This window comes from Burkholderia sp. KBS0801 (assembly GCF_005937855.2).
GTDB classification, from domain to species: domain Bacteria; phylum Pseudomonadota; class Gammaproteobacteria; order Burkholderiales; family Burkholderiaceae; genus Burkholderia; species Burkholderia ambifaria.
Map to the genome: position 1 here is coordinate 2910321 of NZ_CP042177.1, position 14399 is coordinate 2924719.

Below are 14399 nucleotides of genomic sequence, written 5' to 3' on the forward strand. Positions count from 1 at the left end.
CACGGCCAGCCACGAGATTCCTCTATCGACTTCAGCCAATCCCATGCGCCATCGATCTCGACTGAAGGGGCTGGCCGTCATCGCGATCGGCGGCATCGTATTGAATCTGTTTTACGAGAGCACCGGTCCTCACTGGAAGACCGTTTCGTCGCAGATCACATGGTCCGACCCGCCAGCAGGTGTGGGTGATTTCTACATCGCCGGCAACGAAATCATGTCGCTCACGTTTGCCGATCCTGTCGTGACGCTGAAGCCGGCCGGCGAGTGGAAGGTTCCGACGGTCGCCGAACCCACCGAAGCATGGATGAACAGTGCGGGAGAAACCCTCAATCGACGAACCGTGAATTTCTTCCGCGGCACGCTCGATCACGGACTGCAGCGCTTCTTGCAAGCGCCCGGCCAACACACCGCGTGGTGGCATTCGCGAGACGGTCAGGTCCACTTGATCAGCATCGGCTGGCTGGACTATACGTCGCAGCATTCCGCGGACGACCTCGTCTCGCGGCAAACCCGTGTCTGGAAATCGCTCGACGGCGGCCGCCACTGGTCGCAGATGGCATGGCCGGAGCACGAAGATATCGACGACCTGCTCTTCATCGACGCGCAGCACGGCTATGCGATTGGCCGCGGCCCCACCGTCCGGCGAACATCCGACGGCGGCGAGTCCTGGCAACTGATCGCACTACCGCCGGATGCAGTCGTCCCCAGTGGCCGTCGGCGCAACCTCAGAGCGGTGAATCTTGGTCCCGACGGCACCCTGCGAGTGGCTTACCATGTCGATCCGTCGGCAACGGGGCCCGCTCGCAGCATCGTATACGGGCTTCCGCCAAATCAGCAGACGTTCGTTCCCGATATCGTTCTGCCGAACCAGACCGTCATCCGACTCGCTTCGACGCCGGCCACGACCAGCGGTTACGCGCTTTACGCACTGTCTCTCCTCGACGACGAGGGCGGCAAAGATACGGCACCGGATCGCGCACGCCGGGCCGGCGTGCTTTCGACGTGGACGGACACGCAACCCGCGCGCGTCCGGCAAGTGATGACGTTTGACATGAAGCTCATCGTGAGCGGCCTCGACGTGGGCCGCGACGGCCTGTTACTCGTATATGCCACCGATCCCGGGCAAGCAATCGACGATCCACCAATCCCCCTGATGATCAGCAGCACTGACGCAGGCAGGACCTGGAAACAGAATGCCGACGGGATCGTCTATCACAACCGGTACTTCGACCAGGATACGAACACGCTCTACTCGCTGCTCGATGAAAGACTGAAGAAGCTGTCATTCCCCATCCGACATTCCCCCGCCTCACAAGACTGAATCCCCTCGCTACATCCGGAGACCCTATTCGATGAAAAAAGCGCTGCATCGCGCCGCATTCGTACTGTGCGCTGCCGCGGCGGCCACCGCCTCCGCCGCCAGCCCCTGCCCCGCCGCCGACACCGCCGCACGCGCGGCGCTCGACGCGCAGCACCGCGTACAGCAAGTCCGGAATCCGCAAGGCGACGGCGGCGGCACGGTCGACGTCTCGCCGCCTTTGCGCGACGCGCTTCGCGCGTACAAGCAGGCGCTCGTCGGCGCGATCGACGCGCGGCTTGCGTGCAGCGACGAACACGTCGAGCCGGCTGCGCTGAAACGCACGCTTGCGGCCGCACTCGGCGTACCCGCCCAATCCACCCAATCCGCCCAGCCGAAAAACGGCGAATCGGCATTCGGCCGCAACCCGGACGTCGACGTCCAACGCGACGGAACGTCCCGCTCGCTCCTCTTCGTGCGCACCGGCTTCGACATCCCGTGCGGCGACGACAACCTGCTCACGGCCTACGCGTGGGAAAATGGCGGCTGGCGGCGCGTGCTGCGCTGGCAGGCCGACGACTACAAGGACATCGGCGGCGCCTATGGCGGCGGCTTCTGGTTCGGCGCATTGCCCGGCGGGCAGGTGGCGATCGTCCACGGCACGCCGTGGTGCTCGTCGCGCTGGAGCCGGTTCGGCGCGGACGTGGTCGCGCCGGCAAACGGCACGGTCACGCAACGCACGCTGTTCCATACGGCTCACGGCTACGTGCTCGACGACGACGCGATCCGCTTCAAGGTGCGCCCCGACGGCTTCGAGCTGCGCATGACGGTCGGCTCGCGCGACAGCGACGTGATGACACGGTCGGGCATCTTCCGCTATCGCGTCGACGGCGACACCGTGCAACGCGTGCAGCCGGTCGCGATCAACGGCCGCGATTTCGTCGACGAATGGCTGGGCGTGGACGATACGCTCGCGCGCGCATGGAGCGAACCCGCGACCGCTGGGGCGGCGCTGCAAGCCCGGCAGGCGTTCATTGCGGAAAGCAAGGCGCCCGATACCGGGTTCGCCTATGGACCGGTACGCGGCTGCGCGGACAGCAAGGATCTCTTCCAGGTCGAACTGGATCTGACGGGCAAGGACGGAAACACGGTTGCGCGACGCTACGCGCTGATCCGCCAGGAGCGCAACGGGTTCACGATGCTCGGGCTACGCAAGGCGGCCGAGCCGGCGTGCCACGGCGCGAACCTGATGCCGCGGCACTGAACGTCGGCGGCACGGCGGCGCCTCACAGGAATCGACGGCAAGCGGCACGCGCGCCTCGGCGTGCCCGGCCGCCCATTATTGGGCGCGTCGCGGCTCGAACACGAACGGTTGCGTGAGCAGGAACGGATTCGCGGTGGCGCCCGTCTGCGCGCAGGTCGCGTGCGTCATCGCGTCGACGGCCGCGCGGTCCGCCGCCGCATTGCGGCTGCTCGTCGTCACGGTGACGTTCTGCGCTTCGCCCGCGGTCGTCATCAGCGCGCGCACGAGCACGGTGACCGGACGCGTGAGCGGCTTCGCGCTATCCGGATAGACGGCGCGCGGAATGTGGCAGGTCAGCTTGCTTTCCTGCGACGACGACAGCATCGCGCAGCCGGAAACCAGCACGGCGACGGCAGGCAGGATCAGGAGGGTCGAGCGAAGGGCCATGGTCGAATATCGTTCTTCAGTACTGTTGCGGACGAACGCCGCGCCGGCGGACATCGCCCCGCGCCGCGGCCATCGGACCGGCGCGCCGTTACGGCCGCACGACCGACGGCTGCCCGGTCGCGATCCTGCTTGACGGGTTCCCGGAGATCCGGGGCGGCGTTCGCGGTAGCGGCCCGCAGCGGGCGGCCGCGCACGCGAACGCTTTGCCGCATTGTGCACGCGCCGCCTTGCGCGTGGCCGCGATTTGACAATGGTTGACGCGAATCACACCGGATTCGGCAGGCATCCATTCCGCGGGGGAAGCAATCGCCGCCCCCTTCGCCCCGCCATCGCCCACCCGCCTCACCGCAATGCGGCCAGCGCCGGGATTCCCCGCCCGGCGCCGCGCGGTGTCGGCACGGTGTTCAGCGTGGCGTCACTCGGAATCCTCGTCGGCGTCGTCCTCGTCCGCATCGGCCGGCACTTCCCCGTACTTCGCGACGACGGCCGCCTTGAACGCCTTCAGTGCCGGTTGCTGGTCGCACAGCTTGTACAGCAACGCCAATTGCTGCGGCCAGTCCTTCAATTCCTTCGCGAACACATGCAGGCGCGCGACCGTATCGAGCGCATCGGCTTCCCGACCGGCCAGCGCCTGCAGCGCCGCATAGCGGCGCAGCACCGTCTCGCCCGGCAGCAGCGCGATCGCGCGCTCGTGCGCGGCGAGCTTGAGCGGCAGATTCTCCGGCGAAATCGTCAGCAGCGTGGCCACTCCGTAATCGCCCCATGCGCCGAACAGCTGCGACGGCGCATCGCGGTACTGCGCGGCCGGATCGCTGCCGTAATACAGCACTTCCGCGCGCTGGTAGTCGCGCAGCACGGGCACCGCCGCCAGCACGCCGCCGACCGACAGCACCGCGAACAGCCCGAACGCCGCGCGGCCCGGCAGGAGGCGCAGCGGCTTCACGTCGAGCAGGCCGATCACGAACATCGCCGGCAGCAGGAAGAACATGTACTGCTGCGGATATTCGACGAGCGCATGCATCAGCAGGATGCCGATCAGCGCGAGGCCGAACACGCGCGTGCTCGACTGCGGCGCACGCACCGCGCGCACGAACCACGTCACGAGCGCGACGACGAGCACGCCGAGACCCAGCAGACCGGACTTCGCGAGCAGGTCGATGAAAATGTCGTGCGAGTTGTTCGCGATCTCGACACCGCCGAGCGTGCGCACGAGCGCGAACTGGTGCGACGGGAATTCGCCCCAGCCGACGCCCAGCACCGGATGCTCGCGGAACATCGCAAGCCCGTACTTCCACAGCGCGAGCCGCGGCGCGATCTGCCCCGCGTCGCGCATCCGTTCGGCGGCCGACTCGGCAAGCCCCAGGTGGAAGTGCACGTTGGCCCAGCGCACCGCGACGTTCACCGCGACGAAGGCCACCGCGAGCGCGGCCGGTATCAGCCAGGCGCGGCGGTTGCCGGGCGCACGGCGCGACTCGAGCCATGCCATCCAGAAGCCCGCGACGACCATCACCGCGACCTGCAGCCACGGGCCGCGCGACACCGTCAGCGCGAGACCGCCCGACAGCACGATCGACAGCGCGAACCAGGCCCATACCGCGAGCCGGCGCGTCTGCACCAGATACAGCGCGCCCGCGAGCGCAAACGCGATGTAGGTCGCCAGGTGGTTCGCCTGCGCCATGTTGCCGTAGGGACGGCGATCGACCGCGATGTTGTAGACCACGACGAACGGCGACACCGCGGTTTCGAGATGGAACAACTGCACGACCTGGCTCGCGACCGCGAACACGCCGCCGACGAGCAGCGCGCCGGCCATCATTCGCGCGGTGGCTTCGGCGAGCCCCTCGCGCGCGAGCGTGTAGCCGGCCTGCATCGCGACCAGCGCGGCGGCCAGATAGCCAAGCGCCAGCCAGTTCATCGACGGCACTTTCAGCGGCATCAGCGCAACCTGCGCGAGCAGCACCGCCGCGAACCCGAGCGGCGCGACGAACGCGGCCGGCGCGGCAAACGGCTCGGCCGGGCGGCCCGTGCGCGCGAGCAGCACGACAGAGAGCCCCACCAGCAGATACAGCACCAGCGCGGCAAACTCGGAATAGAAGGTCGGGATCGGATACGTGTGATTCGTGATCGCGTACGGCACGATCAGGGCGACAGCCAGCGCAACGAGCGGCAACGAACGGGAAAAAGTAGAAGGCATGAGCGAACCGGATGTCAGCAACCGGCGCACTATACAAAACTTTCCCCCGTCTGTGCGGCCCCGCCACCCCGTCACCCGATACGGCCGGGCCGGCTCGGCAGGCCGGCAATGCGTGCGCGGCGCCGTGCGCGTGCCCACGCACCGGCCCGCAGGCCGCCCGCACTATGCGCGGCATTCCGCCGGCGCGTATTTCGCTGGCAACGTCGCCGCCTCCGCAGGCAACGGGCCCGCGCCTGGCGCCGGCAGCGATGACGCGGCCTTGCCGGCGGCAAAGCATTCCCATGCGATCGCGCCGGCCTGCATCGCACCCTTTTTCAGCGGCACCCGTGCGGTCGGCGTATCGGCCTTGTCCGGCGCGGACGGCACCAGCACGAGCGTATTCGCGCCGGCCGCGGCGACGCGGGTGGTGAACGCCACCGTGATCTGGCCGGTATCGGCGTCGATCCGGACGGATTCGACGTTCCGGGTGGCGACCGGCGGGCTGTAGCCGCCGTCGAGGCCCGCGCCGCTCGCGGCATTGTCGGCGACCGCGAGCCGCGCGGACGACGCGAGCGCGAGCCCCTCGCCGACGCGCGACCGCGCGAGGTAATCCTGGTACGCGGGAATCGCATAGGCCGCGATCACGCCGACGATCGCGAGCACGATCATCAGCTCGATCAGCGTGAAGCCGGCCGGCCGCCAACGTGGCACGGGCCGGCGCGCGCGCCGCAGATCGGCGGCGACGCGCCGGAACAGGGAAACGGAAAAGGCTTCGAACATGACTGGCTCCGGAAACGAAAAACGCCTGCCGAATCAGGCAGGCGTTTCGATCGTAGCCAGTGGGCCGCGGCCCCGGCAGTCGGCCGGACGGCCAACGTCATTGCGGGTGCGGAATGCTGCGGCGGCGCCGCAGCGCGTACCCTGCGGCAACGACGAACAGTGCGCCGGCGATGCTCGCGCCGTAGATCGCGGCCTGCGTATCGAGCACCGGCCAGCGATCGCCGACCGGGTCGTGCACCATCAGCCCGCCGGCGATCCAGCCGAGCAGCCCCGCGCCCAACGCGACGACGATCGGGAACCGGTCGAGCAGCTTCAGCACCAGCGTGCTGCCCCACACGATGATCGGCACGCTGACGACGAGCCCGAAGATCACCAGCGCCAGCCGGTGCGACGGATCGGCCTGCTCGGCCGCGCCGGCGATCGCGATCACGTTGTCGAGGCTCATCACGGCGTCGGCGATCACGATCGTCTTCACCGCGTCCCACAGCCGGTCGGCCGGCTTCACGTTGTCGTGCGCGTCGGCATCCGGCGCCATCAGCTTGACGCCGATCCACAGCAGCAGCAGGCCGCCGCCGAACTTCAGGAACGGCACGTCGAGCAGCGCGACCGCGAACGCGATCAGCACGACCCGCAGCAGGATCGCGCCGGCCGTGCCCCACACGACGCCGCGCAGCCGCTGGTTGGCCGGCAGGTTGCGGCACGCGAGCGCGATCACGACGGCGTTGTCGCCGCCGAGCAGGATGTCGATGATGACGATCTGGAACACGGCGCCCCAGTGCAGCGACGTCAGGAATTCAAGCATGAGTGGATATAGGTGCGGGGCGACGACCCTGTGACGGGCGGCCCGGTTCATTACCGGCACATGCGTCGCGCATGCCCGGGGCTTACAAATTCATTGCGCGAGCATAACAAAAAACGCCGGCTAAGCCGGCGTTTTTTGCAGGACGAACCACGCGGAACTTACAGCGCCTTCTTCAACAGACGGCCCATCTCCGACGGGTTGCGCGTGACGGTGATGCCGCACGCTTCCATGATTTCCAGCTTCGCTTCGGCCGTATCCGCACCGCCCGAGATCAGCGCGCCGGCGTGACCCATGCGCTTGCCCGGAGGCGCCGTGACACCCGCGATGAAGCCGACGACCGGCTTCTTCATGTTGTCCTTGATCCACTCGGCTGCATTGGCTTCGTCCGGACCGCCGATTTCGCCGATCATCACGACTGCGTCCGTATCCGGATCGTCGTTGAACATCTTCATCACGTCGATGTGCTTCAGACCGTTGATCGGGTCGCCGCCGATACCGACTGCCGACGACTGGCCGAGGCCGAGCGCCGTCAGCTGAGCAACGGCTTCATACGTCAGCGTGCCCGAACGCGACACGACGCCGATGCGGCCCTTGCGGTGGATGTGACCCGGCATGATGCCGATCTTCAGTTCGTCCGGCGTGATCGTGCCCGGGCAGTTCGGCCCGAGCAGCAGCGTCTTGCGGCCTTCGCGACGCATGCGGTCCTTCACTTCGATCATGTCACGCACGGGAATGCCTTCCGTGATGCAGATCGCGAGATCGAGGTCGGCTTCGACCGCTTCCCAGATCGCAGCCGCTGCGCCTGCCGGCGGAACGTAGATGACCGACACGGTCGCGCCGGTTTCCGCCTTCGCTTCCTTGACGCTCGCGTAGATCGGAATGCCTTCGAAATCTTCGCCGGCCTTCTTCGGGTTCACGCCCGCGACGAATGCTTCGCGGCCGTTTGCGTATTCACGGCAGGCGCGCGTATGGAACTGACCGGTTTTGCCGGTAATGCCCTGCGTGATGACCTTCGTGTCCTTGTTGATCAGAATCGACATGTATTTTGACCTCTGTTCGATTGGCGTCGCGTGCAAACCGCGCCGCCATGCGTATTCGATAGCGTTACTTGCCTGCGGCAGCCGCGACGACCTTCTGCGCAGCCTCTTCCATGCTGTCGGCCGAGATGATCGGCAGGCCCGAATCGGCCAGCATCTTCTTGCCCAGGTCCTCGTTCGTGCCCTTCATGCGCACGACGAGCGGCACGTTCAGGTTCACGGCCTTCGAACCGGCGATCACGCCTTCCGCGATCACGTCGCAGCGCATGATGCCGCCGAAGATGTTCACGAGGATCGCCTTCAGGTCCGGGTTCTTCAGCATCAGCTTGAACGCTTCCGTGACCTTCTCGGTCGTGGCGCCGCCGCCGACGTCCAGGAAGTTCGCCGGTTCGCCGCCGAACAGCTTGATGGTGTCCATCGTCGCCATCGCGAGGCCTGCGCCGTTCACGAGACAGCCGATGTTGCCGTCGAGCGAGATATACGCGAGGTCGAACTTCGACGCTTCGATTTCAGCCGGATCTTCTTCGTCCAGGTCGCGGTACGCGACGATTTCCGGGTGGCGGAACAGCGCGTTCGAGTCGAAGTTGAACTTCGCGTCGAGTGCGATGACCTTGCCGTCGCCGGAGACGTTCAGCGGGTTGATTTCAGCCAGCGACGCGTCGGTTTCCCAGAATGCCTTGTACAGGCCTTGCAGGATCGCGCGCGCTTGCGGGATCGAAGCAGCCGGCACGCCGATCTTCGCGGCCAGGTCGTCTGCCTGCGCGTCGAGCAGGCCGGTCGACGGCTCGACGATGACCTTGTGGATCAGTTCCGGGTGCTTTTCGGCGACTTCTTCGATGTCCATGCCGCCTTCGCTCGAACCCATCAGCACGATCTTTTGCGAGATGCGATCCACGACGAGGCTGACATACAGTTCCTGCTTGATGTCGGCGCCTTCCTCGATCATCAGACGGTTGACCTTCTGGCCTTCCGGACCGGTCTGGTGCGTGACGAGCTGCATGCCGAGGATCTGGTTCGCGTATTCGCGAACCTGCTCGATCGACTTCGCCACCTTCACACCGCCGCCCTTGCCACGGCCACCCGCGTGAATCTGAGCCTTCACGACCCACACCGGGCCGCCGAGCTCTTCCGCCACCTTGACGGCCTCGTCCACCGAGAACGCCGGCTTGCCGCGCGGTACCGCGACGCCGAATTTCCGCAGGATTTCCTTACCCTGGTACTCGTGAATCTTCATGCGTGATTCCCTTCAGTCTGAGAGTTGGATGAAAAGTCGCTTAAGACGCTTCTTCGAATGATTTCCGTTCATTCCTTCGTGCTGCCTTCACCGGGCACGTCCGGCCGGCTCGCGCCATACCAGCGCGGGTAGTACTGCCGCACGACCTCGCCGTCGAACCGCAACGCCCGGCAGCGGCCGAGCTGGAAAGGCGCGTCGTCGTGCGCGCCGCCGTGATCCGGCCCTTCGCCGCCCTCCTCGCGCACGTTCCACACATCGCCGGCGAACGCCTGGATCGCTGCCGTCGGCAGCACGGCGCACAGTTCGGTGAGATGGGAACAGCCTGCGACCCCGGCGAGCAGCCGGTTCGCGTTGCGGCGGAAATTGCGGAAGAGGTTGAGCCCGATGAGGGCCCGATAGGCAGGAGTGGCGGATTGACAATGACCGGGATAGGGAACCCATTCCGAAGACGCTTCGGCGTCGACGACGTTGAGATCACGATCGATAGTCACGCGCAGCCAGAGTTCGTGGATCGGCAGGCCCTGGGGCCGGATGCCCGACGCAAGCGCGACATCGCGCGGCTTGTGGTCGGTCAGGCAGGCTTCGATGTCCCACAAGCCGTCGCCGCGCTCGTAGGCTTCCGCTCGGATTGCGCGTCGATGTCGCAACTGACGGGGCACGGGCTCGGATAGCGGCATGCTGGAGGTTGAGGCCGAAGAGGGAAACCCGTGGATTTTAGCATATCGGGTATTTGAGGCAGCCGGCCGCGACGGCGGGTATTCCCGCCTGTCCGGAAACGGTTGCATTGCAGCAAAATCGCGCGCAGCGCGCGTGACAAGCCGGTCAGTCGTCGACCAGGAAATCGTCGCCGACCTTCAGCAACTTCACGATGGTCGAACTCGAGAAGCCGCGCGCGGCAAGGAAGCGCGCCTGTTTCGCGCGCTCGGCCGGCGTTTGCGGCAGTGCACCGAATTTCTTGCGCCAGACGGCCTGCGCACGTGTCCATTCGGTCTCGCGCAACTGCGCGTTGACTTCCTCGACGAGCGTGTCGCCGACCGCGTGACGCTTCAGTTCGCTGACGATGCGCGCGGCGCCGACGCGCGACGCACGGCGATGCACGAGGCTCTCGGCAAAGCGCGCGTCGGACAGCCAGCCTTCCTTTTCCAGCGCATCGAGCACCGGCTCGACGGATTCGTCTTCGCCGACGTACGGCGCCAGCTTGCGCGCGAGTTCCGCACGGCTGTATTCGCGCCTGGACAGATAACCGAGCGCGCGGCCCTTCAACGAACGCGGCGGCTTCGACGACTTGCGCCTGCCGGCGGCCGGATCGTCGCCGGCAGATGTACTTGATGACGTGCTTGACGACGCGCCGGACGCCCGGCGCGTGCGGCGCGGATGCTGGCTGCTGCGGGTATAGACGTCTTCCCGGGCCGGCGCCGCCGCAGCGGCTGCGCGCTCGCCGGGGAAGCTGACACCGGAAACGCGACGGCGGGAGCGGTCGTGCGCGTCGAACGATTCGTCGTCGACGAACGGATCATCCGGCGCGGCAATCTCAAACGAAACGAGGGCATCATCGGATGCCCTCGTCGCGGTGCGGTTCGCGGCGTTGCCGCCTGCGACCTGCCGGTCGGCACCCGAGGATCCGGCTCGCCGGCCGGAGCGACCCGCCGTTTCGGGCGCGTCGCTCTCCTCCGGCTTGCCTGCCTGACCTCGGCGCCCGACCATCACTCTTCTTCGTCCATCGCCTCGGCTTCGTCGTGGACCGCAGCCGCACCTTCAGGCATGGTGACCACGCCGAGCGATTCGCGGATACGGTTCTCGATCTCACGCGCGATTTCCGGATTCTCGCGCAGGAATTCACGCGCGTTGTCCTTGCCCTGACCGATCTTCTCGCCGTTGTAGCTGTACCAGGCACCGGCCTTGTCGACGATCTTCGCCTGCACGCCGAGATCGATGATCTCGCCCTGACGCGAAATGCCTTCGCCATACAGGATGTCGAAGATCGCTTCGCGGAACGGCGGCGACACCTTGTTCTTGACGACCTTCACGCGGGTTTCGTTGCCGATCACCTCGTCGTTCTTCTTGATCGAGCCGATCCGGCGGATGTCGAGACGCACCGACGAATAGAACTTCAGCGCGTTGCCGCCCGTCGTGGTTTCCGGGTTGCCGAACATCACGCCGATCTTCATCCGGATCTGGTTGATGAAGATCACGAGGCAGTTCGTGCGCTTGATCGTGCCCGTCAGCTTGCGCAGCGCCTGCGACATCAGGCGGGCCTGCAGGCCCGGTAGCGAATCGCCCATCTCGCCTTCGATTTCGGCCTTCGGCACGAGCGCCGCGACCGAGTCGATGACGATCATGTCGATCGAGCCCGAGCGCACCAGCGCGTCGGTGATTTCGAGCGCCTGCTCGCCGGTGTCCGGCTGCGAGATCAGCAGTTCCGGCACGTTCACGCCGAGCTTCGCCGCATATTGAACGTCGAGCGCGTGCTCCGCGTCGATGAACGCCGCCGTGCCGCCCAGCTTCTGCAGTTCGGCGACGACCTGGAGCGTCAGCGTGGTTTTACCCGACGATTCCGGACCGTAGATCTCGACGACCCGGCCGCGCGGCAGGCCGCCGACGCCGAGCGCGATATCGAGACCGAGCGAGCCCGTGGACACGACCTGGATGTTCTCGGCCACTTCGCCGTCGCCCATGCGCATGATCGAGCCCTTGCCGAACTGCTTCTCGATCTGTGCGAGTGCGGCCGCCAGCGCCTTGCTCTTCTCGGCGGTCATCCCGGAGCCCTTCTTGCTATCTTCCATGAATCGTCCTTTGCTATGATGAGCAGCGTCTGTTAGAGGCGCGCCCGCTTTCAAGCGCTGCCCATGAATGCAGACACTGTATAAAAAAACAGTGTTTTGTGCAAGCCCGCAATGCAGAGCGTTGTACACGAATAACTTCGGAGACAGCCGCGCCGGCGCGAATGCCCGCCGGCCATCGGTCAGCACCATGCGAATTCTCATCGCCGAAGATGACAGCATACTCGCGGACGGCCTCACCCGGTCACTCCGCCAATCGGGCTATGCGGTCGACCACGTGAAGAGCGGCGTCGACGCCGATACGGCGCTGTCGATGCAGACATTCGACCTGCTGATCCTCGATCTCGGGCTGCCGAAAATGTCCGGGCTCGACGTGCTCAAGCGCCTGCGCGCCCGCAATTCCAACCTCCCCGTGCTGATCCTGACCGCCGCCGACAGCGTCGACGAACGCGTGAAGGGGCTCGACCTCGGCGCCGACGATTACATGGCCAAGCCGTTCGCGCTCAACGAGCTGGAAGCGCGCGTGCGCGCGCTGACCCGGCGCGGCGCGGGCGGCGGCCCGACCGTCGTGCGCCACGGCTCGCTCGCGTTCGACCAGGTCGGCCGCATCGCGTATGCGAACGATCACGTGCTCGATCTCTCCGCGCGCGAGCTCGGCCTGCTCGAGGTGCTGCTGCAGCGGATCGGCCGGCTCGTGTCGAAGGAGCAGCTCGTCGATCATCTGTGCGAATGGGGCGAGGAAGTCAGCAACAACGCGATCGAAGTCTACGTGCACCGACTGCGCAAGAAGATCGAACCGAGCGGCGTGCGGATCTCGACCGTGCGCGGCCTCGGCTATTGCCTCGAGAAGGTCGCGCCCGCCGCGCCGGCCGATACGGCAGCGCCCCAGCCCGCGGTGGCCGGCACGCCGCTGCGCTGAAGCCGGGCGCGCCGCGATGGCCACCCCGGCCCATTCCCGCCGCCCGAGCGGCGCGCCGGCGTCGGCCGCCGACGACGCACGCGACGCGCGCTACGAAAACCCGTTCGCGCCACCCGACGAAACCGATGCGCCCGAGGCGCCGCGCCCGCGCTCGCTGTTCGGCGAAATCCTCGACTGGATGCTCGCGCCGCTGCTGCTGCTGTGGCCGATGAGCATCGCCGTCACCTATCTCGTCGCGAAGACGATCGCGAACGGCCCGTTCGACCGCGCGCTCGAGACCAACGCATACGTGCTCGCGCGGCAGATCCATCCGGTCAACGGCGTCGCCGAGCTGACGCTGCCGCAGCAGACGCGCGACTTCCTGCGCGCGGACAACGTCGACAGCGTGTACTTCCAGGTGCTCGGCACGCGCGGCGAGCTCGTCGCGGGCGAGGCCGACATGCCGCTGCCGCGCGACGAGGACCGCCCGCCGCCGGGCGTCGTCGTGTTCCGCGACGACCTTTTGCGCGGCAACGACGTGCGCGTCGCGTATACGACCGTCGCACTGCCGGAGCCGGGCGGCGCACAGCCCGTGCCCGTGCTCGTGCAGGTCGGCGAGACGCTCGACAAGCGCAACGCGCTCGCGAACGACATCATCAAGGGCGTGATCCTGCCGCAGTTCGTGATCCTGCCGCTCGCGATCCTGCTCGTCTGGTTCGGGCTGTCGCGCGGGCTCGCGCCGCTCAACGCGCTGCAGGCGCACATCCGCGCGCGGCGGCCCGACGACCTGTCGCCCGTCGAGGCGCAGCGCGCGCCGCCCGAGATCGAGCCGCTCGTCACGTCGTTCAACGACCTGCTCGCGCGGCTCGAGCAGAACATGGCGTTGCAGAAGCGCTTCATCGCCGATGCCGCGCACCAGATGAAGACGCCGCTCGCGGGCCTGCGCACGCAGGCCGAATTCGCGTTGCGCCACCCCGTGCCGCCCGACGTGCAGCGCTCGCTCGAACAGATCGCGACGAGTTCCGAGCAGGCCGCGCGGCTCGTCACGCAACTGCTCGCGCTCGCACGCGCCGAGAACCGCGCGAGCGGGCTGACGTTCGAGCCGGTCGAAATCGGCGCGCTGGCGCGCCGCACGGTGCGCGACTGGGTGCAGGCCGCGCTCGCGAAGCGCATGGACCTCGGTTACGAAGGCCCGGAGGACGACGCGCCGCTCGACGTCGACGGCAATCCCGTGATGCTGCGCGAGATGCTCGGCAACCTGGTCGACAACGCGATCCGCTACACGCCCGAAGGCGGCCGCATCACCGTGCGCGTGCGGGCCGAGCCGGCGGCGCGGCGCGTGCATCTCGAAGTCGAGGACACCGGGCCCGGCATCCCGGCCGCCGAACGCGAGCGCGTGGTCGAGCGCTTCTACCGGATCCTCGGCCGCGAAGGCGACGGCAGCGGCCTCGGGCTCGCGATCGTGCGCGAGATCGCGACGCAGCACGGCGGCACGCTGACGCTCGACGATCATGTCTATCAACAGGCGCCGCGCCTCGCCGGCACGCTCGTGCGCATCAGCCTGCCGCTGTCGGCGCCCGCCGCGGATCCAGCCTGACACGCGCGGGCCTCCACCCTCACCCTCACCGCGCACCCCGCCGCGATCGCATCGAAACCGGCGCGTTACCGCCCGTTTGCGACCCGATCGAGGGGCGAAGCGGCCGATTCG

General features: G+C 67.2%; 13 protein-coding genes. 4 read left to right on the plus strand and 9 right to left on the minus strand.

The genetic code is table 11. The features are described from left to right. The first annotated feature begins 43 nt into the window (after positions 1-43). Together FFI87_RS13850 and FFI87_RS13855 are read left to right on the plus strand one after the other, a co-directional pair. Positions 44-1321 (plus strand): WD40/YVTN/BNR-like repeat-containing protein, encoded by a 1278-nt coding sequence (locus tag FFI87_RS13850; RefSeq protein WP_012364621.1) that lies wholly within the window; start codon positions 44-46, stop codon positions 1319-1321. A gap of 31 nt (positions 1322-1352) precedes the next feature. Continuing rightward, positions 1353-2561 (plus strand): hypothetical protein, encoded by a 1209-nt coding sequence (locus FFI87_RS13855; protein ID WP_138847213.1) that lies wholly within the window; start codon positions 1353-1355, stop codon positions 2559-2561. A gap of 75 nt (positions 2562-2636) precedes the next feature. Here the strand turns inward: FFI87_RS13855 and FFI87_RS13860 are convergent, their stop codons facing one another. The 9 genes from FFI87_RS13860 to recA form a co-directional block, all read right to left on the minus strand. Then, positions 2637-2987, minus strand: coding sequence for a TonB family protein (locus FFI87_RS13860; RefSeq protein WP_006749941.1), 351 nt, complete (start codon positions 2985-2987; stop codon positions 2637-2639). A 415-nt stretch (positions 2988-3402) separates the two neighbouring features. Further along, positions 3403-5181: a PglL family O-oligosaccharyltransferase gene (locus tag FFI87_RS13870; protein ID WP_138847212.1), complete on the minus strand. Its 1779-nt coding sequence runs from the start codon at positions 5179-5181 to the stop codon at positions 3403-3405. Positions 5182-5343: 162 nt separating this feature from the next. Beyond that, a complete protein-coding gene (locus FFI87_RS13875; protein ID WP_006749939.1) occupies positions 5344-5940 on the minus strand; it encodes a pilin in 597 nt (198 codons plus the stop codon). 97 nt (positions 5941-6037) lie between these two features. Next, positions 6038-6742 (minus strand): TerC family protein, encoded by a 705-nt coding sequence (locus tag FFI87_RS13880; protein ID WP_105834562.1) that lies wholly within the window; start codon positions 6740-6742, stop codon positions 6038-6040. A 158-nt stretch (positions 6743-6900) separates the two neighbouring features. Further along, the gene (gene sucD / locus FFI87_RS13885) at positions 6901-7782 is read right to left on the minus strand and encodes a succinate--CoA ligase subunit alpha (protein WP_006477916.1); all 882 of its coding nucleotides are present in this window, start codon (positions 7780-7782) and stop codon (positions 6901-6903) included. A gap of 64 nt (positions 7783-7846) precedes the next feature. After that, entirely contained in the window at positions 7847-9013 is a 1167-nt protein-coding gene (gene sucC / locus FFI87_RS13890) for an ADP-forming succinate--CoA ligase subunit beta (RefSeq protein ID WP_006755512.1), read from the minus strand. 68 nt (positions 9014-9081) lie between these two features. Beyond that, on the minus strand, positions 9082-9690 hold the full coding sequence (locus tag FFI87_RS13895; RefSeq protein ID WP_012364627.1) for a DUF2889 domain-containing protein: 609 nt from the start codon (positions 9688-9690) through the stop codon (positions 9082-9084). A 145-nt stretch (positions 9691-9835) separates the two neighbouring features. Further along, the gene (gene recX, locus FFI87_RS13900; protein WP_138847211.1) at positions 9836-10717 is read right to left on the minus strand and encodes a recombination regulator RecX; all 882 of its coding nucleotides are present in this window, start codon (positions 10715-10717) and stop codon (positions 9836-9838) included. After that, positions 10717-11796, minus strand: coding sequence for a recombinase RecA (recA, locus tag FFI87_RS13905; protein WP_011657832.1), 1080 nt, complete (start codon positions 11794-11796; stop codon positions 10717-10719). Before recA ends, recX begins: the two co-directional genes overlap by 1 nt. A 187-nt stretch (positions 11797-11983) precedes the next feature. Here recA and FFI87_RS13910 point away from each other — a divergent pair, with 187 nt between their 5' ends. Then, the gene (locus FFI87_RS13910) at positions 11984-12712 is read left to right on the plus strand and encodes a response regulator transcription factor (RefSeq protein WP_012364629.1); all 729 of its coding nucleotides are present in this window, start codon (positions 11984-11986) and stop codon (positions 12710-12712) included. 16 nt (positions 12713-12728) lie between these two features. Beyond that, a complete protein-coding gene (locus FFI87_RS13915) occupies positions 12729-14288 on the plus strand; it encodes a sensor histidine kinase (protein WP_138847210.1) in 1560 nt (519 codons plus the stop codon). The last annotated feature ends 111 nt before the right edge of the window (positions 14289-14399 follow it).